20 protein-coding genes and 6 pseudogenes are annotated in these 20036 nt (G+C 71.4%); 13 read left to right on the forward strand and 13 right to left on the reverse strand.

Going from position 1 to position 20036, the window contains the following annotated elements:
• Positions 1 to 93 precede the first annotated feature (93 nt).
• From ACFYTE_RS19445 to ACFYTE_RS19455, 3 genes are all read left to right on the forward strand, one after another.
• Positions 94 to 519, forward strand: coding sequence for a hypothetical protein (locus ACFYTE_RS19445; protein WP_388711523.1), 426 nt, complete (start codon positions 94 to 96; stop codon positions 517 to 519).
• 159 nt (positions 520 to 678) lie between these two features.
• A complete protein-coding gene (locus tag ACFYTE_RS19450) occupies positions 679 to 1197 on the forward strand; it encodes a hypothetical protein (RefSeq protein WP_388711526.1) in 519 nt (172 codons plus the stop codon).
• 11 nt (positions 1198 to 1208) lie between these two features.
• The gene (locus tag ACFYTE_RS19455; protein ID WP_388711528.1) at positions 1209 to 1868 is read left to right on the forward strand and encodes a hypothetical protein; all 660 of its coding nucleotides are present in this window, start codon (positions 1209 to 1211) and stop codon (positions 1866 to 1868) included.
• Here ACFYTE_RS19455 and ACFYTE_RS19460 read toward each other — a convergent pair.
• Both ACFYTE_RS19460 and ACFYTE_RS19465 read right to left on the reverse strand, forming a co-directional pair.
• Entirely contained in the window at positions 1783 to 2136 is a 354-nt protein-coding gene (locus tag ACFYTE_RS19460; RefSeq protein ID WP_388711531.1) for a hypothetical protein, read from the reverse strand. The genes ACFYTE_RS19455 and ACFYTE_RS19460 overlap by 86 nt on opposite strands.
• 72 nt (positions 2137 to 2208) lie before the next feature.
• The gene (locus ACFYTE_RS19465) at positions 2209 to 3804 is read right to left on the reverse strand and encodes an MFS transporter (protein ID WP_388711534.1); all 1596 of its coding nucleotides are present in this window, start codon (positions 3802 to 3804) and stop codon (positions 2209 to 2211) included.
• A 384-nt stretch (positions 3805 to 4188) separates the two neighbouring features.
• On the opposite strand from ACFYTE_RS19465, the gene ACFYTE_RS19470 reads away from it, so the two are divergent.
• Together ACFYTE_RS19470 and ACFYTE_RS19475 are read left to right on the forward strand one after the other, a co-directional pair.
• Positions 4189 to 4782 carry a helix-turn-helix domain-containing protein gene (locus tag ACFYTE_RS19470; RefSeq protein WP_388711537.1) on the forward strand — a complete coding sequence of 198 codons (594 nt, stop codon included), beginning with the start codon at positions 4189 to 4191 and terminating at the stop codon, positions 4780 to 4782.
• A 127-nt stretch (positions 4783 to 4909) separates the two neighbouring features.
• On the forward strand, positions 4910 to 5782 hold the full coding sequence (locus ACFYTE_RS19475; RefSeq protein WP_388711539.1) for a class I SAM-dependent methyltransferase: 873 nt from the start codon (positions 4910 to 4912) through the stop codon (positions 5780 to 5782).
• Positions 5783 to 5848: 66 nt separating this feature from the next.
• Here ACFYTE_RS19475 and ACFYTE_RS19480 read toward each other — a convergent pair whose 3' ends face one another.
• Positions 5849 to 6325 (reverse strand): siderophore-interacting protein, encoded by a 477-nt coding sequence (locus ACFYTE_RS19480; protein ID WP_388711542.1) that lies wholly within the window; start codon positions 6323 to 6325, stop codon positions 5849 to 5851.
• A gap of 33 nt (positions 6326 to 6358) precedes the next feature.
• Here ACFYTE_RS19480 and ACFYTE_RS19485 point away from each other — a divergent pair.
• Positions 6359 to 7146, forward strand: a pseudogene (locus ACFYTE_RS19485) (alpha/beta hydrolase).
• Between the two features lie 90 nt (positions 7147 to 7236).
• On the opposite strand, the gene ACFYTE_RS19490 reads toward ACFYTE_RS19485, so the two are convergent.
• Entirely contained in the window at positions 7237 to 7566 is a 330-nt protein-coding gene (locus ACFYTE_RS19490; protein ID WP_388711544.1) for a hypothetical protein, read from the reverse strand.
• A gap of 313 nt (positions 7567 to 7879) precedes the next feature.
• Here ACFYTE_RS19490 and ACFYTE_RS19495 point away from each other — a divergent pair, with 313 nt between their 5' ends.
• Genes ACFYTE_RS19495 through ACFYTE_RS19510 form a run of 4 tightly spaced genes read left to right on the forward strand, consistent with a single transcriptional unit; the run spans position 7880 to position 11504 of the window.
• Positions 7880 to 8887, forward strand: a complete 1008-nt coding sequence (locus tag ACFYTE_RS19495) for an ABC transporter substrate-binding protein (RefSeq protein ID WP_388711547.1) — start codon at positions 7880 to 7882, stop codon at positions 8885 to 8887.
• Positions 8888 to 8917: 30 nt separating this feature from the next.
• Positions 8918 to 9682 (forward strand): class I SAM-dependent methyltransferase, encoded by a 765-nt coding sequence (locus ACFYTE_RS19500; RefSeq protein ID WP_388711550.1) that lies wholly within the window; start codon positions 8918 to 8920, stop codon positions 9680 to 9682.
• Positions 9679 to 10725 carry a FecCD family ABC transporter permease gene (locus tag ACFYTE_RS19505; protein ID WP_388711552.1) on the forward strand — a complete coding sequence of 349 codons (1047 nt, stop codon included), beginning with the start codon at positions 9679 to 9681 and terminating at the stop codon, positions 10723 to 10725. The genes ACFYTE_RS19500 and ACFYTE_RS19505 overlap by 4 nt, the downstream gene beginning before the upstream one ends.
• Positions 10722 to 11504, forward strand: a complete 783-nt coding sequence (locus ACFYTE_RS19510; RefSeq protein ID WP_388711555.1) for an ABC transporter ATP-binding protein — start codon at positions 10722 to 10724, stop codon at positions 11502 to 11504. Before ACFYTE_RS19505 ends, ACFYTE_RS19510 begins: the two co-directional genes overlap by 4 nt.
• 152 nt (positions 11505 to 11656) lie before the next feature.
• Here the strand turns inward: ACFYTE_RS19510 and ACFYTE_RS19515 are convergent, their stop codons facing one another.
• The 7 genes and pseudogenes from ACFYTE_RS19515 to ACFYTE_RS19545 form a co-directional block, all read right to left on the reverse strand.
• A complete protein-coding gene (locus ACFYTE_RS19515; RefSeq protein ID WP_388711557.1) occupies positions 11657 to 12493 on the reverse strand; it encodes an ABC transporter ATP-binding protein in 837 nt (278 codons plus the stop codon).
• Between the two features lie 3 nt (positions 12494 to 12496).
• Positions 12497 to 13462, reverse strand: coding sequence for a FecCD family ABC transporter permease (locus ACFYTE_RS19520; protein ID WP_388711560.1), 966 nt, complete (start codon positions 13460 to 13462; stop codon positions 12497 to 12499).
• Between the two features lie 56 nt (positions 13463 to 13518).
• Positions 13519 to 13740: pseudogene (locus tag ACFYTE_RS19525) on the reverse strand (iron ABC transporter substrate-binding protein); the annotation flags it as partial.
• A gap of 43 nt (positions 13741 to 13783) precedes the next feature.
• A complete protein-coding gene (locus ACFYTE_RS19530; RefSeq protein WP_388711562.1) occupies positions 13784 to 14269 on the reverse strand; it encodes a hypothetical protein in 486 nt (161 codons plus the stop codon).
• Between the two features lie 270 nt (positions 14270 to 14539).
• On the reverse strand, positions 14540 to 15142 hold the full coding sequence (locus tag ACFYTE_RS19535) for an RNA polymerase sigma factor (RefSeq protein WP_388711564.1): 603 nt from the start codon (positions 15140 to 15142) through the stop codon (positions 14540 to 14542).
• A 227-nt stretch (positions 15143 to 15369) separates the two neighbouring features.
• Positions 15370 to 16092, reverse strand: a complete 723-nt coding sequence (locus ACFYTE_RS19540) for a hypothetical protein (protein ID WP_388711567.1) — start codon at positions 16090 to 16092, stop codon at positions 15370 to 15372.
• Positions 16093 to 16627: 535 nt separating this feature from the next.
• A pseudogene (locus tag ACFYTE_RS19545) lies at positions 16628 to 17193 on the reverse strand (MBL fold metallo-hydrolase); the annotation flags it as partial.
• 2 nt (positions 17194 to 17195) lie between these two features.
• Here ACFYTE_RS19545 and ACFYTE_RS19550 point away from each other — a divergent pair.
• Positions 17196 to 17397 (forward strand): annotated as a pseudogene (locus tag ACFYTE_RS19550) (TetR family transcriptional regulator); the annotation flags it as partial.
• A gap of 84 nt (positions 17398 to 17481) precedes the next feature.
• Here the strand turns inward: ACFYTE_RS19550 and ACFYTE_RS19555 are convergent.
• Complete coding sequence (locus ACFYTE_RS19555) at positions 17482 to 18423, reverse strand: alpha/beta hydrolase family protein (protein WP_388711570.1); 942 nt, start codon at positions 18421 to 18423, stop codon at positions 17482 to 17484.
• A gap of 149 nt (positions 18424 to 18572) precedes the next feature.
• Between ACFYTE_RS19555 and ACFYTE_RS19560 the strand changes: the two genes are divergently transcribed.
• Complete coding sequence (locus tag ACFYTE_RS19560) at positions 18573 to 18953, forward strand: MerR family transcriptional regulator (protein ID WP_388711573.1); 381 nt, start codon at positions 18573 to 18575, stop codon at positions 18951 to 18953.
• 75 nt (positions 18954 to 19028) lie between these two features.
• Here ACFYTE_RS19560 and ACFYTE_RS19565 read toward each other — a convergent pair.
• A pseudogene (locus tag ACFYTE_RS19565) lies at positions 19029 to 19163 on the reverse strand (tautomerase family protein); the annotation flags it as partial.
• Here ACFYTE_RS19565 and ACFYTE_RS19570 point away from each other — a divergent pair.
• Positions 19155 to 19989: pseudogene (locus ACFYTE_RS19570) on the forward strand (helix-turn-helix transcriptional regulator). The pseudogenes ACFYTE_RS19565 and ACFYTE_RS19570 overlap by 9 nt on opposite strands.
• The last annotated feature ends 47 nt before the right edge of the window (positions 19990 to 20036 follow it).

Here is a 20036-nt window from a genome sequence, read left to right on the forward strand (position 1 = left end):
ACCGATCACGGCGATCCTGGCAGGGAGGCGTGGCCCGCTCAGTGTGACCACGGTGCGTCGCCGGCCGCGCTGCCGCGCAAGGAGGCGATGGCCATGGCAACGATACCCAGCAGGACACAGCGAGGTCAGAGCGCCACAGCAGTCAGCGGCGCCTCCTTGGCCGCCGGGGCCATGATGACGCTCAGCGGGGCGCTCAGCATCCTCATGGGCGTATCCGGCGTCGCGCAGGACACCCTGTTCGCCACCTCGGCCGGGTACACCTACTGGTTCGACCTGACCACCTGGGGCGTGATCCACCTCGTCATCGGTGTGGTGCTCCTCGTAGCCGGCCTGGGGGTCCTGGCGGACAAGAGCTGGGGGCGCGGGGTCGGCGCAGCGATGGCGGCGACAAGCCTGATCACCCAGTTCATGCTCGTGCCGCATTATCCGGCGTGGGCGATCCCCATGATGACACTTGATCTCCTGATCCTGTTTGCACTGACGAGGTTCCTTGTCGAAACCAGCGGTGCGGCGCCGTAGACGACGTCATGGACACTCGCATCCTTGCAGGTTCACGGTGCCTTTCTGCTGCCGGGGCGTCAGGTCACCCAACTCCCCTGAACACCCCGGGGTCAATGAAACATTCAGGCTGCACTCGTCCGGGTCGGAGACGATCAACTCCCCGATTCGGAGGTGCGTGTGACCACGCGAAGATCGACCGGCCGTGTGGCCCCCGTCCTGTCCATCGTGGTGGCTGTGTTCGTCGGCCTGATATCCCCGGTGGCAGCGGACGACCGAGGGGTCAGCGAGGATTTCGTCCTCACCCTCAAGGCCACCGACCTTGGCATAGATCCCGACGTCATGCGGGACATCGTGCCGGAGATACAGCAGGACATCGAGGAGCACGGCGGACTGGGCAACGCCCTCAAGGCGGCCCTCAAAGAAGAAGTGAGCAGCGCAGTCGTCGACACCTCGAAGTGGTCGGACTTCGACGGCTCCGTGGCGATGACCTCTGACGACGCCGGGCTGGCCTTCACCATCCAGGCGGGGGAGGTCACCACGACCAGTTGGTGGTCGGGGATCGCCGCCGGGCTGATCGGCTGGACCTCGGGGTACGGGCTCAGGATGCTGTGCATCGGCGCCATGACGGCCACCGGGGTGGGCGCCGCGACCGTTCCGGTGATCTGCACCCCCTCCAGGGTGTCGTCACCGGCATAGTGACGCCGCTCGTGGCGCACGCGTTCAACGGAACCCTGGGTACCCCCAAGGCAACCAGGGACATCATCATCGGCGGGGTGCTCGGGCTGTCGGGTGGCTTCCTGTGGGAGAAGTACCTCAGCCCGTGGGCGAAGGCCAATCTCGCCCTGCACATCAAGGATCTCGGTACCTGGATCAGGGGCAGGGTGCCCTGGATCAACAGATGGCTCGGTGCCCCGGCCGCCGAGGGGACCGATGCGATCGGCCACCAGCTTGAGGATCTGACGGACCTGCTCGACGAGGCGATGAGGGACTGGGGCGGGCTGCGCCCCTCGTCGGTGCGCCTGCTGCCGGTGGGCGACTCGATCACGTACGGCGACGGGTCGACCGAAGCCTGGCTCAACAAGAGCGTGGCCGGGGACCTGCGCGAGGGCTGGAAGTCGATCGGGAAGATCGCGACGGGCACCGGCACGGGCGGTGCGGCCGTGCAGTTCGCCGACGCCGACACCGACCGTGACGCCGACTACTTCGTGATCGGCTCGGCCGGCACCGCGACCTGGTGGCAGAACGACGACGTCGCCACCCGCACGGACAACGAGAACGGCTTCAAGAAAGGTGGGCGTCTACGGCGACCACAAGCTCGACGCCTCGAACAACGCGCGGAGCGTGACCTTCGCGGACCTCGACGGTGACGGCGACGACGACTATCTCCTCGTCGGCCCCAAGGGCGAGGTCGAGGCCTGGCGCAACGACTACCTCGTCGTGGACCACACCGACGGCCGCGCGCGGGGCTGGCGCAACGACGGCCCCTTCACCAAGGGCATCACCGCCTGGACCGGCCTCGGCGTCATCGCCCAGGGGCCCGCGGGAGCCGGTGAGAGTGAAGTGCAGTTCGCCGGCATCGACGGTGACGGCGACGACGACTACCTCGTCGTCGACCCCACGGCGGGCGTCAGGCATCGCTGCCTCAGGATGCCTGACGCCCGCTCAGTCATGGATGTTCCGCATGCCGTCCGTTCCGTTCTTACCCGGTCACCGGGCGGCGACGGCCTCGGTGGCCTGGGCGTCGTCGTCCGCGGCGGGGGCGTCGTTCCTCGGCCCGCGCAGGGCGATGTACACGAACAGGGCGCCCATGACGGCAACACCGGCCCACATGGCCTGCTGCCATCCGTCGACGAAGGACTGCTGGGCGGCGTGGATGAGGTCATGCGCATGCGAGCCGGTGCCGCCCGCGACCTCGACGGCGTTGGCGATGCCTTCGCGGGCGGTGTCCGCGGGCCCCTGGGGGATGCCGTGCAGTCGGTCGTCGATGGCGTTGCGGTATCCGGCGGACAGCAGCGCACCGAGCAGGGCGACGCCGAGGGCGGTGCCGAACTCGCGGGTGACGTCGTTCAGCGCGGAGGCGACGCCCTGCTGCTCACGCGGCAGTGAGCCGGTGATGGCCTCGGTGGAAGGCGTCATGGACAGGCCCATGCCGACGCCCATGGCGAGCATGCCGGGCAGGATGGTCGGATAGCCGCCGTCGACGGAGACGAACAAGGCCATGAGGGCCAGTCCGGCGCCGGCCAGCGCGATGCCCACGGCCATGGTCGAGCGGGATCCGACGCCCGCGGCCAGCTTGGGGGCCAGGCCGGAGGTCATCATCATCATGACGGCCATGGGCATCAGTGCCACCGTGGACAGCAGGCCCGACCAGCCGAGCACAGCCTGGAAGAACGGGAAGAGGACCACGGCGATGCCCGCCTGGACACCGAAGACCACCAGCAGCGTGATCGAGCCGCCGGCCAGGCCCCGCTCCCGGAACAGCCGCACGTCCAGCAGCGCGGCGTCGCGGCGGTGCAGTTCCCAGGCCACGAAGCCGAGAGCGGCGACGAGGCCGACGGCGAGGCCGATCAGCGTCGCGGGTGCCGTCCAGCCGCGCTCGGGGCCCTCCTGCAGGACGAAGATGAGGCCTACCACGGCGACGGTGGAGACCAGCGCGCCGACGGTGTCGAAACTGTGCGCGGAGTGCTCGCGGGAGTTGGGAACCGACTTCAGGGTCATGGCCAGGGCGACGACGACCAGGGCGACGGGCAGGACGAACAGCCAGCGCCAGTCGGCGACATCGACCAGGAGCGCGGAGAGGAACATGCCCAGGATGCCGCCGCCCCCGGCGACGCCGGTCCACACGCCGATCCCCTTGCCGCGCTGTTCCTCGGGAAAGGTGGAGGTGATGACGGCGAGGGTGATCGGCATGATCATCGCTGCGCCGACACCGCAGGCCACGCGCGCGGCCAGCATGACCTCGGCGGTCGGGGCCAGGCCGGCCGCGACGCTTGCGGCGCCGAAGACGACCAGTCCGGCGATCAGCATGGGCTTGCGGCCCAGCCGGTCACCGATGGCGCCGAGCGGCAGCAGCAGCGCGGCCAGAGCCAGGGTGTAGATGTTGATGATCCACAGGATGGTGCCCTGCGATGCGCCGAACTCGACGGCCATGTGGGTCTGGGCGACGTTCAGCCCGGACACCGACGCGATGACGGCCATCAGCGCGACGGAGACGGCGATCAGGATCGAGTTCAGCTGACGCGTATCCGGTACGCCGCCGCTTGCCTGTGCGGATGCCTCCGGTGCGGGCTGGTTCGTACTCATGACTTCCTCTCAAAAAGGGCATGCTGAGCCGGCGCCGGAACAGGACCGGTCGCCGAAGCAGTGGTGTGGGGCCCGACCACCGTGCACCGCCGAGTGCGGTCGCCCGGCGGTGTCCGGGCGTCAGTCGATGGTGATCTCGCCCTGCGCGGCCACCAGCGCCGCGTCGGTGTCCGCGGTGGCCGGCGGGGCATTGATGTGGGAGCCCACCAGGGCTCAGGCCGCGGCGGAGGCGCCGACCTGGCCGTGAGGTCGGTGGCGTTGCCGGCCGCCCACACGCCCGCCGCCTCTGTCTCGCACCTTTCCTTGTGCCTGGGCCCCAGACGCTCCGGAGCGGTTGCACACGAAGCTAACCCCGTTTTGCATGTGGGGCATACAGTGTTGCCCATGACGCAAGAAGACGGCGGTCTTGACGGCCTCGTACGCAAACGGATCCGCGCACTGCGGGTCGCACAGGGCTGGTCCCTGGACGAGCTGGCCACCCGCGCCAACCTCAGCCAGTCGTCATTGAGCCGCATCGAGAACGGCCGGCGCCGCCTTGCGCTGGATCAGCTCGTCACCCTCGCCCGCGCCCTGGACACCACCCTCGACCAGCTCGTCGAGACCGCCGCCGACGATGTCGTCACGAGTCCGATGATCGACGCCGCCCACAGGAGCATGCGCTGGCCCATCAAGGGCGACCCCGGCATGACCGTCATGCGCCGGCGCATGACCGAACCGCCGCCCGACAACCCCGCTCGCATGCGCGCCCACCCCGGCCGCGAGTGGCTCGTCGTCCTGTCCGGCACCGCGATCCTCATGCTCGGCCACCGCCGCTTCCGCGTCGAGACCAACCAGGCCGCCGAGTTCCCCACGATGATGCCGCACGCCATCGGCACCGAAGGCGGTCCGTGCGAGATCCTGGGCATCTTCGACCGCGACGCCCGCCGCGGCCACCAGCGTGAGGGCGGCGAAAGTGACACCCAAGGCGCCGGCGAGTGATGTCGCGGGCCACGCCAGGGCCTTCGGGAACGGGGTGGCTTGCGTGTCCGGCAGTACAGAAGCGCAATGTCTTGCGTGAACCGAAAGCGGCCGTGCCGCACGCGCATGACCGCCCTAGTGTGACGGCATGACCCAAGCGCACCAGCACACACCCCACCGCGGCGCTCAGCACGGCCACCCCCAGGATCACGGCGCCGGCGGCCAGGCGGAGATCCTCGACCTGGACGCCGAGGTGCTTGCCGAACACCTGGCCTCCATCACCGCTTGGCTCCCGCTGAAGAGCGCCCCGCGCCACATCGTGGATCTGGGCTGCGGTACGGGGGCGGGCACCTTCGCACTGCTGGACCGCTTCCCCGATGCGCACGTCACCGCGGTCGACACGGCGGCCGGACACCTCCAGCACCTGCGTGAGAAGGCATGCGCCCGCGGCATGGCGGAGCGCGTGCGCACCGTACAGGCCGACCTCGACGACACCGCCTGGCCCGGCCTGGGCCTTCCTGGCCTGGTGTGGGCCTCGGCCTCGTTGCATCACATGGCCCACCCCGACCGCGCCCTGCGCAAGGTCCACGAGACGCTCGCGCCCGGCGGTCTGTTCGCCCTCGTCGAGCTGGCCGGCCTCCCCCGCTTCCTGCCCGAAAGCGCGCCCGAGGACCGCCCCGGCCTGGAAGAGCGGTGCCACGCCGCGACCGACCGCTTCCACGCCGAGCACGTGTCCCATCGCCGCGCCGACTGGGGGCCGATGCTGACCGCCGCCGGGTTCACGGTCGAGGGCGAACGCACCGTCGCCGTGCATATCGAGGGCTCCCGCAGCGAAGCAATCGGCCGCTACGCGCTCGGCATCCTGCGGCGCATACGCGGCACCGCCGCCGGAATGCTCTGCGCCGAGGACCTCGCCGCGCTCGACCGGCTCCTCGACACCGACGGCCCGCACAGCATCCTGCGCCGCGACGACCTGGCAGTACGCACCGAACGCACCGTCTGGGCCGCACGCCGCACCTGATTCCCAGCCCGCCCAGTCGCCCACCGGGCAGCCCCGACACCCGACGTCCTGCCTTGGACGGCATGGTCACAGGGCGGCTCGGCCGTGTCTCCGGTAGCCGCGGAAGGAGATGTCGGAGCGGGAGACGCCGCGTTCGCCGACGAGGTGCCGGCGAACGCCGGTGGCCAGCGCGGCCTCCCCCGCCACCCAGGTGTAGAAGGACCCTTGCGGGAGCCGGGCGTTCTTCACGGCCCGCAGAGCGAGCGAGCCCGGCTTCGTCGAGGCGTTGGCGTCGCTGCCGCGGGGCAGCCAGTGGATGGTGGTCGCCGGTGGCGCGGTGACACCGCGGCGGACATCGTCATCGGCGGGCACTTCAAGGAAGACCTCGGCGGGCAGCGAGTCGGCGGAGTCCTCCCTGCGATAGGCGGCTTGCTGCCGCGAAGCAGAGCGTTGCGCGTGACGACGGCAGGGTGCGCGGTCGCCGCCCTCTGCACGGCGACCACGGCTCCGGCGGTGGCGGACAGCTCCGCGAACGCCGTCAAGCCCACGATCGTCCTGGTACACGGCGCCTTCGCGGACGGCTCCAGCTGGAACGGGGTGATCGAGCGGCTGAAGCGCCGCGGTTACCCCGTGATGGCCCCGGCCAACCCGCTGCGCGGCCTGTACAGCGATTCCGCGTACATCGCCTCCGTCCTGAAGACGATCAAGGGGCCGATCGTGCTGGCCGGGCACTCCTACGGCGGTGCCGTCATCAGTACCGGCGCGGCGGGAAACCCCGAGGTCAAGTCCCTGGTGTACATCAACGCGCTGATGCCCGACATCGGTGAGAGCGGTATGTCGCTGTCCGCCCGCTTCCCCAGCGCCCTGGGCACCGCCACGGACTCCGTGCCGTACGGACCACCGGCACCAGCGGCACCGACCTGTATCTCAAGCGGGACAAGGTGCATCCGGTCTTCGCCAACTGCCTGCCGGAGAGCCAGGCGAACCTGTTGGGCGTCACCCAGCGCCCGGCCGCCTCGACCGCGTTCTCCGAGACGGCCAAGGCCGCGGCATGGAAGGAGATCCCGTCCTGGGCGCTGGTCGGACGGCAGGACATGACCATCAGCCCCCAGCAGGAGCGCTTCGAGGCCGAACGGGCCCACTCCCACACGCAGGAGATCGACTCCTGCCATGTGTCCCTCATCGCCCACCCCGACGCAGTGGCCGACCTGATCCTCCAGGGCGCCGCCGCGGCCGCGGGCGCCGCCGCCCCGCGGCTGGCGACCACCGGCACCGGCGGGCCCGATGAGCAGGCCATCGTGCTCGGCGGGATCGCCGCCGCCTTCCTCACCGTCGGCACAGCACTGCTGCTTCCCGGCCGGCGCCCGCGGCGCACCACGCGCTGACGAACCCGACCGACGACGGCCGCGCGTGCGCGCGCCGCGCGGGCCGCCGGTCGCATACCGCCCGCGCATACGCCGGCCTGGACGTGGTGTTCACCATGCGGCTCCGGCACGGACGCCGGCGGAGCAAGTGAGCTGCTCGACACGTGAAGCAGCAGCGTCGAGGGGCGCGTCCTGGGCGACGAGGCGGCGGCATTCGAGCTGGGCGCGCGGCCAATTGACGGTGACCGCCGCTGTCAGCCGGCGCTGTCCGTCGCCATAGAGCACGGCGTGTCGGTGCCGTTGAGCCGCATGAACCGGACCGATCTGCGCCGCATGAGCGACCTGCTGCGCCAGATGGTGGAAGAGGCCGCGGAAGTGCTGCACCGACAGGAAAAGCGCACTGCCCCTGACCGATCTGAACGCGGGATACGCCGCGTGCAAGTCCTGGCGGAATCCTGCCCGCGGTCGACAAGTACCCCTGTTTCTTTCTGCTGCGCGCGAGGGTCGAGACGTCCGCCGGCGCGCTCAGGTCCGCCGGGGTGGGCGCCCTGAACGCCGGGGCCGAGTGATGTTGAACACGTTCCGGCCGGCCGCCCCGGCCCTGGAGACCCCGGCCGCTGCGGTCCGGACCTGTCAACGCACCCGGCGATCAAGGAAACTGACGGGACGTCGGAGGAACCGCGCCCCATGACACCGGCACGGGTGAGCCGCCCGAGTGGACCCGCGGCTCCTGACCACGGGTATCTTCTCGCACATGAAAACCATTCCCATGCGGGGATTGTTGGGCGCATGCCTGCTGCTCCCCGGCCTCGCCGCCTGCGGCGCAAGCGGAACAGCCGCCTCGGGACCCTCGGGTGCGGCACGGCCGTCCGACGTGGTCACGACCAGCTGCGGCCTGGAGACGAAGGTGTCCACTCCCCCGGAGCGGGCGATCTCCCTGGAGCAGAACGCGACGGAGATCATGCTCAGCCTGGGACTGGCCGACCGGATGGCCGGCACCTCCTACCAGACGGATCCCGTACTCCCCTCACTGGCCGCGGAGTACAAGAAGGTTCCGGTGCTCGCCGAGCAGTACCCCCACCACGAGGCCGTCCTCGCCGAAGAGCCGGACTTCCTCTACTCCACGCTCTCCTCGGCATACGCCGACGAGGCGGCGGGCCCCCGCGCCGGCTGGAAGAAGCTAGGCGTGCCGGCCCACCTCTCCGCCCACGACTGCGAGAACCCCGAACTGACGCCGGACGAAGTGCGTTTCGACGCCGTCTTCAACGAGATCAAGGACATCGCCGCAGTCTTCGGTGTCGAGCAGCGCGGGGAGAAGACCGTCAAGGAGCTGCGGGTCCGGCTCGACCGGGCGGTGCGCGAGGCACCGAAGGACACCGGCGCGAAGCTGATGTGGTACTACTCCGGCACCACCACGCCCTACATCGCCGGACACGGCGGGCTCCCCTCGACGGTCAGCGAGCTGGTCGGGGTGGACAACGCCTTCGACGACATCCGCCAGAAGTGGCCGGCGGGCAACTGGGAGCAGATCGCCGAGCGCAACCCTGACGTCATCGTCCTGGCGGATCTGACCCGCGGAGGGGACGGGGACAGCGCCGAGGCGAAGAAGCGGTTCCTCCGCGCCAACCCCGTCGCCTCACGGCTCGACGCCGTGCGCAACAACCGCTTCATCGTGGTTCCCGGTTCGGCCATGGACCCCTCCATCCGCAGCGTCAGCCTGGCGGAGGCGCTCAGCAAGGGACTGACCGCGCTCTACGGCTGACGCCCCACCCCCCGTTCGAAGGACACCCGCATGACCGACACCACCACTCTGCCCCCGCGCGTTCTCCTGGAGCGCTGGGACGCCCAGCAAGCCGCCTACGTCGCCCACCGGGAGCTGCGCTTCCAGTCGATGCTGGACGTACTGCGCCTGCACCTGCCCGAGTCGTGCCACGTGCTCGACCTCGCCTGTGGCCCCGGCTCCCTGGCCGACCGCGTCCTGCGGGCCTTCCCCCGGGCGCGGGTCACGGCCGTCGACTACGACCCCGTGCTGCTACGGCTGGCCGGTGATGTGCTCGCGGAGTACGGCGACCGGGCCACCGTCGTGGACACCGACCTCGTACGCGCCGACTGGGCCGAGCCGCTGGCCGCAGAGAGGATCGACGCCGTCGTCTCCTCGACAGCCCTGCACTGGCTCTCCCCCTCCCAACTGCTGCGTGTCTACACCGCACTTGCCGACCTGCTGCCGCCCGGTGCGGTCTTCCTCAACGCCGACCACCTGCGCTACGGGCCCGGGAACGCGACCCTGCGTGCCCTGTCCGAGCGGCACGACGCTGAGGTGCAGCGCGCGGCGTTCGCCGCCGGTGCCGACACCTGGGACGCCTGGTTCGAACTCGCGGTGGCCCAGCCGGGGATGACCCCGCTGGCCGCCGAACGCGAGCAGCGGTTCGCGGACCGCCCGCCGCAGCCGGCGGCGCCGCTCCACTTCCATCTGTCGGCTCTGCGCACCGCAGGCTTCGCCGAGGCAGGGACGGTCTGGCAGTACCTCGACGACTACGTGGTCTTCGCCCGCCGATGACAACCGCCACCACGAGGGCGGGCGGCCGACGGGGCATGCTCTCCCGGAGCACGCTCGTCCTCGTCTGCTGCGGCGCTCTGCTGCCCCTGTCGGTGCTCGTCGCCGTCGGTACGGGCAGCGCCGACATACCGCCGCTGGACGTAGCCCGCACCATAGGCGCCCATCTGGGAGCGCCATGGGAGGCGCTGCCGCCGCTGCGCGACAGCATCGTGTGGAACCTGAGGCTGCCGCGCGTCCTGCTGGCCGCGCTGGTGGGGGCGGGACTCGCGGTGTGCGGCACGGTCCTCCAGGCCGTGACCCGCAACCCGCTGGCCGACCCCTACCTCCTCGGTGTGTCGGCCGGAGCGTCCACCGGAGCGGTTCTGGTCCTGGTGCTCGGCTTCGGCACTCTCGGTCTGCCCGCCGGAGCCTTCGCCGGCGCGATGGCGGCCTTCGGCTGTGTCCTGCTCCTGCTCGGCCGCTCGCTCGGCTCGGCCACGCGGGTGGTGCTGTCGGGCGTCGTCGCGTCGCAGTTGTTCAGCGCGCTGACCAGCCTCGTCGTCGTCCGCTCCGGCGACGCCGAACGCACCAGGGCGGTGACCTTCTGGCTGCTCGGCTCGCTCGCCGCGGCCGACTGGACCTCGGTGGGCGTGTGCACCGCCACCACGGCGGCCGGTCTGCTGGTCTGTCTGCTGTACGCCCGTGATCTCGACGCACTCGCCTTCGGCCGGGAGACCGCCGCGACCCTGGGCCTCTCACCGCACCGCACCGAGATGGTGCTGTACGGCACGACGGCCGTCGTCACCGGCGCACTCGTCGCGGCGAGCGGCGCCATCGGCTTCGTCGGCCTGCTGGTCCCGCACGCGGCACGGATGCTCACCCGTGCGCCCCACCGGGTACTGCTGCCGTCCTCGGCCCTGCTCGGCGCGGTCTTCCTGATCTGGGCGGACACGGCCGCCCGCAGCGCGTTCGGCGCCCAGGAGATGCCGGTCGGCGTGCTCACCGCGCTCATCGGCGTTCCGGCCTTCGCGGCGCTGCTGCGCAGGCGAAGGGCCGCGCCGTGAGGGCCCCCGCAACCACGCTCGCGGCTCGCTCGCTGGAGTGGACGGCGAGCGGCCGCGCGATCGTCGACGGCGTCACCTTCGCCGTGCCGCCGGGGTGCTTCACCGCTCTGATCGGGCCGAACGGCTCGGGCAAGTCCACCGTGCTGCGCCTCCTCGCCGGCCTGCGCCGCCCCTCGTCCGGGCACGCCCTGCTGGACGGTTTTGACGTCACGGCGCTGAAAAGGCGCGACGTCGCCCGCCGACTGGCCTTCGTCACCCAGGAGACCGCCTCCGACCTCGACACGACCGCCTTGGAGGTCGTCATGCTGGGCCGGGCCCCGCACAGCGGACGCTCGGCCACGACCGAGGAGGACGTCCGGGCGGTCGCACAGGCCATGGCGGCGATGGATGTGACGGCGCTCGCCGACCGGCCCTGGGCCGGCCTGTCCGGCGGCGAACGGCAACGGGTGAACATCGCACGGGCGTTGGCCCAGCGGACTCCCGCCCTGCTGCTCGACGAACCCACCAACCACCTGGACATCAGCCACCGGCTGGACCTCATGGAGATGCTCTCGCGCACCGACGCCACGGTCGTCGCGGCGCTCCACGAACTCGATCTGGCCGCCCGCTACTGCGACCATCTGGTGCTCCTCGACGCCGGCCGGGTGGTCGCGGCCGGCCCTCCCACCGCGGTGCTCACCCCGCGCCTCCTGAAACAGGTCTACCGGGTCCACGCCACCGTGAGCCAGGGGCCCGACGGCAGGCCGGACATCCGTCTGGCCCCGCTGCCCCGGCGGTGAACGCCACCAGCCCGGCGTACTGGCCACGGCCGCCACCCGCGGACGGGTCGGCCGGTAGGCCGGGTACGCCAATGCTCCGGCGTACGCGGATCGCCCGGCGCGCCGTGCCGGCTCCGGGACGCCCTCAAGCCGTGCCGTAACCTGACGTGCCCTCACTTCCGGTTTGCTGAGCGGCGGTTACCGGCGGCGCGGGGATCGCCCTCCCGGTTCCCACCGTTCGCGAGGGGCCGGGCCGCGTAGCTGATGCGGATGACACCGTCGGTGTGCCGTTCGGTGGTCGCGCGGACGCCGAAGACGTCGGCTAGGAGGCCCGGGGTGAGCACGTCCAGGACCGGCCCCGCCGCGGCCACGGCTCCGTCACGCAGGACGACCAGACGGTCGCAGAGGCGGGCGGCGAGGTCGAGGTCGTGCAGGACGGCGAGGGTGGTGACGCCGGTGGCACGGATCAGGTCCAGGAGTTCGAACCGGGCCCGGATGTCGAGGTGGTTGGTGAGTTCGTCCAGGACGAGGAGCCGGGGGTTCTGGGCCAGTGCGCGTGCCAGCAGGACGCGTTGACGTTCGCCGCCGGACAGGGAGGCGTAGCCGCGGTCGGCGAAGGGCCGTACCCCGCAGCGGTCGATGGCGTCGGAGACGGCCTCGTGATCCTCGGATCCGTCGCGGCCGAGCAGACCGTGGTGAGGAGCGCGGCCGAGGGCCACGATCTCGGTGACGGTCAGGCCGGTGGTGTTGCCGCCGGCGTCCTGGAGGACGGCCGCGGTACGGCGGGCCGCGACGCGGGGGGACAGTTCCCACACGTCGTCCTCGCCCACCCTGACGGCACCGTCCGCCGGGCGCAATGAGCGGTAGACGGCGCGCAGCAGGGTGGATTTGCCGCTGCCGTTGGGCCCGACGAGGCCGACGATGTGGCCTTCACGGGCCTCAAGGCTCACGTCGCGGAGAATCAGGTTGCGGTCCAGGGTGATCCGGAGCCGGTCGACGATGAGTTTCATGCTTCAGTCCAGGCCCTTGTTGCGGCGCAGCAGCCACAGGAAGAAGGGGGCGCCGAGGAGGGCGGTGAGAATGCCAAGCGGCAGTTCGTCGGGGCGGTTGAGGGTGCGGGAGAGCAGGTCCACGAGGACCAGGTAGACGGCGCCCAACAGGGCGGTCAGGGGCAGCAGCCGACGGTGGTCGGCGCCGATGGTGAGCCGCACCAGGTGCGGGATCATCAGGCCGACGAAGCCGATGCTGCCGGCGACGGCGATGACCGTCCCGGTCAGCAGCGCGCTGAGGACCAGCAGGACGGCCCGCAACCGGTTGACGTCGACACCGAGCGCGGTCGCCGATTCGTCACCGGCCAGCAGCACATTGAGGCGACGGCCGAACAAGGACAGCAGCGTGGTGGTGACGAGTACCACGACGGTGACCGTGGGGAGTTGGTCCCACTGGGCGCCCGCGACGCTGCCCAGCATCCAGAACATGACCGTCCGCAGTTCGGTGGAGGTCGCCTGGAGTTGGACGAAGCTGGTCGCCGAGAGGAAGACATAGCCGACGGCGACGCCCGCAAGCACCAGCCGGGTCGGGGCCAGCCGCCCCCGGCGCTGTCCGAGTGTGAAGACCAGCGCGCCGGCGGCCACGGCGCCGGCGAAGGCCGCCGCCGACACCCCGAGCCCGGCGAGTGCCACTCCGCCGCCGAGCGTGATGACGAGGACCGCGCCGAGCGTGGCTCCGTAGGAGAAGCCCAGCACGATGGGGTCGGCCAGCGGGTTGGACACCACGGTCTGCAGCACCGCGCCGGACACGGCCAGGCCCGCGCCCACCAGGGCCGCCAGAACGACCCGCGGAGTACGGAAGTTCCAGACGATCTGGTCGAGGGCGGGGTCGGAGGGTGCCGCCCCGGCGCCGGTGACGTGGTGCAGGACGATGCTCCACACGTCACCGACGGGCACGCTGACGGCACCGATACTGATCGCCACGATCATGGTGGCAGGCAACGCGACGAGCAGGAAGGTGAGCGCCGGCGGAAGCGTGAGCCGGCTCAGACGGCGCCCGGGTGCAGCACTTCGGTGATCTTCTCCACGGCCAGGTCGTTGCTGGGGCCCGGGTACATCAAGTCGGACGGCGTCATGTACGTGTGGTTCTCGGTGGCCGGCCACTGGGGGAACTCCTTGAGCAGTTTCTTGGCGTAGGCCGCCGGGTCGGGGCCGTTGAAGGCGATGACGACGAGGGCGTCGACGTCGGTGGCGGCCGGCTTCTCCTTGCGGCGGCGACCGGCCGGTTCATCGGTATGCGGGCTCCTTGCGTCAGGGATGTGCTCGTGGCCTGAAGGGCTCTGTTGCAGTAGTCGGGGCGAAGTGGCCGCGAGTTCCCGGCACTTGCGGACTATCCGCGGGCACCCCGGACCGGTGCCCGTGCCGTCGGCCGGGGGCGGGCAGCAGGTCCCGGGTCACACAGTGGTCCAGGTGGTGGAAGACCAGGTCGCGGTCGACGGGCGGGCAGGTGATGCCGCTGTCTTCCAGGCCGACGCGGACGTGGTCGGCGCGGACGTGCCCGAGGCGCAGGTCGGTCGCGGCGGCCTGTTCGGCGGCGTCGAAGAAGGCGAGCGTCGTCGCGGCAGCGTCGGCCGAGCGGGGCAGCAGCTCCCGCCGCGCCCGTCGCCCCGCCCAGGCCGCGGTCAGCTCTTCCTTGATCGCTGGATGGGCGGCCTCGAACCCCTCGACGACGGGGCCAGTTCGGGACGGCCGTGGGGGTCGTGCCAGGGAGTCGGGGACAGCCCCGGCAAGATCCATCTGGCTTCCTTCTGCAGAGGGTGACGCGGCTCCCCTCCCCCGGGCTCCAGCATCCGTTCCACACGCCTGAGGGAGTCCGCGCCATGCTCGCCTCTGATCGCCGCTCCGTGTCGGTGTCGCAGTAGTAGTCGGGCGCGGAAGCCAGTGAGTTCGCTCGGCGATCCGTCAGGTCTTCGGATCCCCGCCGGGTTCCCGGTGGCGCGGCCCCTTCTGAGGAGCGCGCCACCGGGACCGTCGGCGCCGGTGTCCCGGCGCGGGGAGGCGCCCGGGTCAGGCCGCCTGGGCGCTCTGCGCGTCGGCTTCCTGGAGCAGCCGTCCGAGGGTGGCACGGGCGCGGGAGACCCGGGAGCGGACCGTGCCGACGGGACAGCCGACGTGGCCTGCCGTCTCCTCGTACGACAGCCCGACCACCTGGGTCAGCACGAACGCCTCACGGCGTTGTTCGGGCAGCGTCTCCAGGAGGTCGAGCAGGGCCACGCCGTCGTCGAAGCCCGGCAGGCCGCACGGCTGGGTGCGTTCCACCACCGTCTGCCAGTCGGTGGCGTCCGCGATCCGGGGCCGGACCGCGGCGCGGCGCAGGCTGTCGGCGACCGTGCGACGGGCGATCGACAGCAGCCAGGTACGCGCCGAGGCGCGGCCTTCGTAGCGGTGCAGGCTGCCGAACGCCCGCGCGAAGGTGTCTTGGGCGAGGTCGTGGGCGGTCTGGGGATCGCCGCTGAGACGGGCGACGTAGCGCAGCACGTCGCCGTGCAGGGCACGGACGAAGTGGTCGGCCGCGTCGGGGTCTCCGCCACGGGCGGCCAGCGCCCAGGCGGTCGCCGACGCGTCGGCGGCGGCACGATCCGCCCGGGGAACGGGCAGGACAGAAATCATCAGTGATGTCCTTCTCGGGTCTTCCGGGGCCCGGCCCGCACGGGGGCATGGCTCACCGGCACATGGGGTGCGGCCGTACGCGAGAGGTACGGCGATGCCCGGGGCCGTCAGAAACGTTCTGCTCGCCTCGGCGCGTGGCCAGGCCGAGGCGAGGAGCCTGCTGGAAGACCTGCGCGCGAGCGCCCGCAGGACGTACGGCGGAGCGGGCCCCGGTGGATCCGGCTGTCTCAGCTGACAGCGGCACCCGCGGGCGGCCCCCGGAAGGTGAGGGAACAGCACAGAAGCAGAAGCACCGAAGCCGGACAGGCGGCATCGCGGCACCTGTGCACGGACGGGCGAAGGAACGGCGTGGGCAGAGCCAGCAGCAGCCGCAGGGGCGCCGCCAGCCAGGCTGCCGCCGCCCGCAGGACACGGAAGACGGCCCGCTCGCCGTAGGCCAGCCACAGCCCGCACAGGGCTGCGGCCAGGAGGTGCGCGGCGAACATGCCGGCCGAGGCGGCACCGTTCATGCCGGCCATGTCGTGCCCGTGCCCGATGCCGGCCATGCCATGGCCCATGTGCGCGGTGGACCCCAGGTCCGTCCCGGCCATGGAGCCCATGTCCATGGACCCCATGGAGCCCATGTCCATGGCGCTCATACGGGTCGAGCCGCCGGCGCGGGGCATGGCGGCGGGGGCCTGCACGGGTGCGGACGCGAGGCTCTGCGCCAGGGAGAAGGTCTCGTGGAGCACTGCCTGCGCGGCGGTCACGACCGCGACGATCACCGTGCGTCCGCGCTCCCGGCCGGCCAGCAGCCAGCCGGCCGCGCCGGTCCCGGCCGCACCCGCGGCCATGGCCCACCAGGGGACGGCGGTTGCCGACATGGTGGCGTGACCGAGGGCGGCGAGCAGCACGCAGGCGGCGGCGAACACGCCGGCCCGCGCTGCGCGGCACCACCCTCGGACAGTCATAGCCCGCCCATCCTCGCACCCGGCGTCCGGTCGTCGTCAGGGGATACGTATGAGCCCCCGCCTTGCCACTCACCGACCGGGACGTGACTCAACTCACCCCGGACACAGGGGAACTCGGGGACCGCGGGGAACGACTACGGCACCGGACCGAACCCGGCCGCCCCACAACGGCCAGGACCTTCACGGCTGAACTCCGGACCCGGGACTCCGGGACCCGGCACTCCGGCGGACGGCAGCGGGATGCGCTCGGCGCTGACGTGGATGCGCGCCGGGCTGCCGCCCGCCACAGGGGGGAGGACGGACACCGTTGCCGGACACCGCCACACCCGCACCCGACGCCGGGGAGCCCGGCTTGAGCGTGTAAGCCTGCGGGCACGGCTGCGGTCCGGCGCCCGAGGCAGGCGACCATGTGCAGGTGCCGCCGGTGCCGGGCGAGGTGAACAGCGGGTCACCCCACACCGCGCCCGACTCCAGCCCCGCCGCCGCCCACGCGGCGAAGTCGCTGTAGGTCGTGCCGCCCCAGCGCCATCCGGCGGAGGACGAGGGTGTCGGTGTCGGCGAGGGAGCCGAGCAGCGCGCGGCGTGAGATCTCGGACTGCTGCGGGTCGATGTCGACGCAGGCGCCGATGGCGGGGTGCGCGAACTGGACGGGACGGTGGATGCAGTCGCCGGTGATCAGCGCCGTCTCCCCCTGGCCGGTGAGTTCGACGGCGACATGGCCGCGGGTGTGGCCGGGCGTGGGGAGCAGGCGCAGGCCCGGGACGACAGCGACGCCTTCGGCGGGGACGTCGATGAGGTCGAGGTGAGGATCACCAGGTCGACCGAGTCCGGGGGGAATCCGGCGGAGCCCAGGCGCTGAAGGCAGTCGGTGTTCAGCTTGTGCCAGGCGGGGTCGGCCCGCTCCGTGCCGTTGCCGATACCGGTGTCCACGACAACGCGCAGCCCGCCGACGGTGAACGCGAAGCTGTGGCCGTCGATGCGCAGGATGCCCTTGTCGTCGGCGAAGCGGGGGCGCAGCCAGTCCTGTCCTGCGACGAGAGCGGGGGTGGCGCCGGGCAGCAGCCACCGTCCGGTGGCGGGTGGCAGGAGGGCCTCGTCGATGGGTCGAGCGCCTGCGGCCCGGGACCGCCCCCGGGGACCACGGTGCCCTGCCGTCCGACCTGACGGCCTGGGCCGAGCAGTTCCTCCACGAGATGGCCTCCCCCGCCGGCCGCGCACATCCGCGACGCCCTGCTCGGCGACCCGGACGGCGGCAACGCCGGCCAGTGTTCCGCGTACGCCCGCCGGCTCGTGACTGGGGTGCTCGGCCCGACCGGCAGGTGACCCGGGAGCAGCTGCGCATCGGCGGAGGTCAGGAACGCGCTGTCACCGTGGGGCCCGGCGGAGGTGTCACTTCGATTCCAGTCGTCCCAGCGGGTGGGAGTCACCGCTGAGGGCCGCCTGCGCCGCTTCCCAGTCGGTGTGGTCGGTGCCGGTGACGTGGCGCAGGTAGGCGAGGGTGACCTGCCGGACCAGGGCGACGCGCTCGGGGTTCTCGTCGGTGGTTTCCGCTGCCTCGTAGCCGGAGATGCCGCCGAGGGAGTGCTGGCCGCCGTAGACCGTCAAAAGGCTCTTGCTGCCGCGGCTGAGGGTGTACGGATCGGTCGTCCAGGACGGCCCCCGGGTGGAGAGCGGGAGTTCGTCCTTGTCGCCGGCGACGACGAGTCCGGGTGCGCTGATGTGGGAGAAGTCCTGGTCGCGCAGCCAGGGAGCGTTCTTGAGGGCGAAAGGTGTCAGTTCGTCGCCGCCCTTGCCTGCGGTGGCCAGCTGGATGCTGGCCATGACCCGGGGGTCGGACATGTCCTGCGCGACGCCGGTCTGCGGGTCCCCGACGCGCAGACCCACGAGGATGCCCGCGGTCTGGCCGCCGAAGGAGTGTCCGGCCGCGACGGTGCGACTGTGGTCCACCCGGCCGGCCAGGCCGGGCACGGACGCCTCCAGCGTGTCGAGTTCGTCGAGGATGCGCTTCATGTCCTGCACGCGGTAGCGCCACATGTGGGGCTTGCGGGGATCGTCCGCATCCAGGTGCAGCCTCTTGGAGTCGAGGTGGGTGGCCTGGATGACCACGAAGCCGTGGGAGGCCCAGTGGTCGACCAGCGGTGCGTAGCCGTCCAGGTTCGAGCCAAAGCCGTGCGCGAACAGCACGATCGGCAGATCGGTGCCGGCGACCGGTGCGGAGATGCGTACGTTCAGGTCCTCGCCGCGCTGCGGTGCGGGCAGTACGACCGGCTTGACCGACACGATCGGGGTGGGCTCGGGGCCGCCGAGGTCGCTCGCCCTGTAGGTGGTCATGTGTGTGCTTCTTTCAGGTGTGGCGGGCATGCCGTGCACCAGGAGACGAACCGGGAGGAAGTTCCCCGGAGAGGCGCACGTCCGTTACGCTAAAACCTCACGTTGACGTGAGAGGCAAGGCGTAGGGCGTACGTCATCAGGGAGAGCACATGCGCATCGGGGAACTCGCCGCCCGGACCGGTGTCAGTGTCCGGGCCCTGCGCTACTACGAGGAGCAGGACCTGCTCGTCGCCGAGCGCAGCACCAGCGGCCAGCGCCACTACCCCAAGAGCGCGATCGACCAGGTCCAGCTGATCCAGCAGCTGTACGCCGCCGGGCTGTCCAGCAGGACAATCGTGGAGCTCATGCCGTGCGTCATCGACGGCCGGGCCACTCCCGCCCTGCTCAAGCGGTTGGCGGCGGAGCGCGAGCAGGCCGACCGGCGCATCAGCGATCTCACCCGTACCCGGGACCGGCTCGACTCGATCATCACCGCCGCCACCGGCAGCATGCTCACCGGCGTCTCCTGCCGGCAGGAGACCACCGCCTAGGAACACCGGGTGGCCGGGGCAGTGGCCGCAGCGTGGGGCCCGGCCGGCGCGCCGGGCCCACGCCGGTGGTCGGTGTCAGTCGTCGCCGTTGAGCATGGCCGCGGTCAGGACGTTGCCGCCGACACCCCAGCCGCCGTCGACGACCTCGTCGATGAGCACGACGGTGGTGGGACGGGCACGCTCACCGTAGATCTCCGCGTCCTGCGTTCGCGGCGTGAACGCATCCGCCCGGCCGACGTCGGGCTGCCGACCGGGCCCCGGCGCCGGGTTCCCGGGCTGCGCCGCGACGAGGTCGCCCAGCTCGCCGGGGCATCGGTGGACTACTACAACGAGCTGGAACGCGGAGCGGGGTCCCAGCCGTCCGAGCAAATGATCGCCGCGCTGGCGAGGGCGCTGCGCCTGAGCGCCGACGAACGCGACTATCTCTACCATCTGGCGGACCGCCCGGTGCCCGTACAGGGTGGCGCGGCCTCGCACGTGCACCCCGGCATGCTCGATCTCCTCGATCGTCTGACATCGACACCGGCACAGATCATCACCGACCTGCACGTCACTCTCGTACAGAACCCGGTCGCGGTGGCCCTGCTCGGGGACCAATCCGGTTTCCGCGGGGCTCGGGCCGGCTTCGTCCACCGGTGGTTCACGGAGCCCGACGCCCGACGTCTGTACCCCGAAGCCGATCGCGAAGCCCAGTCCCGTGCCTTTGTCGCGGATCTGCGGGCTGCCGCCGCGCGCAGGAACGCGAAGGACACCGAAGCCACCTCGATGATTCAGTCGCTGCTCGGCGCCTCCTCCGAATTTCGCCACGCTGTGGGCCGACCACGACGTGGCGTTCCGACGGGACGACCGCAAGCGCCTCAGCCACCCCACGCTCGGTCTGATCGAGGTCAACTGCCTCACTCTGTTCAGGGAGGACGGCCGCCAGCGCCTGCTGTGGTTCACCCCCGCAGCCGGTACGGACGGTTCCGGCCTGCTCGACCTGCTCGCGGTCATCGGCACTCAAGAGATCCCCATGCGTCATGCCCAGGAAAGGTGACGCTCTTTATGGGTGACCCTATTCACCGATGAATGAGCGGGTAAGTG

It is taken from the genome of Streptomyces sp. NPDC004629, from assembly GCF_042873595.1.
GTDB lineage: Bacteria > Actinomycetota > Actinomycetes > Streptomycetales > Streptomycetaceae > Streptomyces.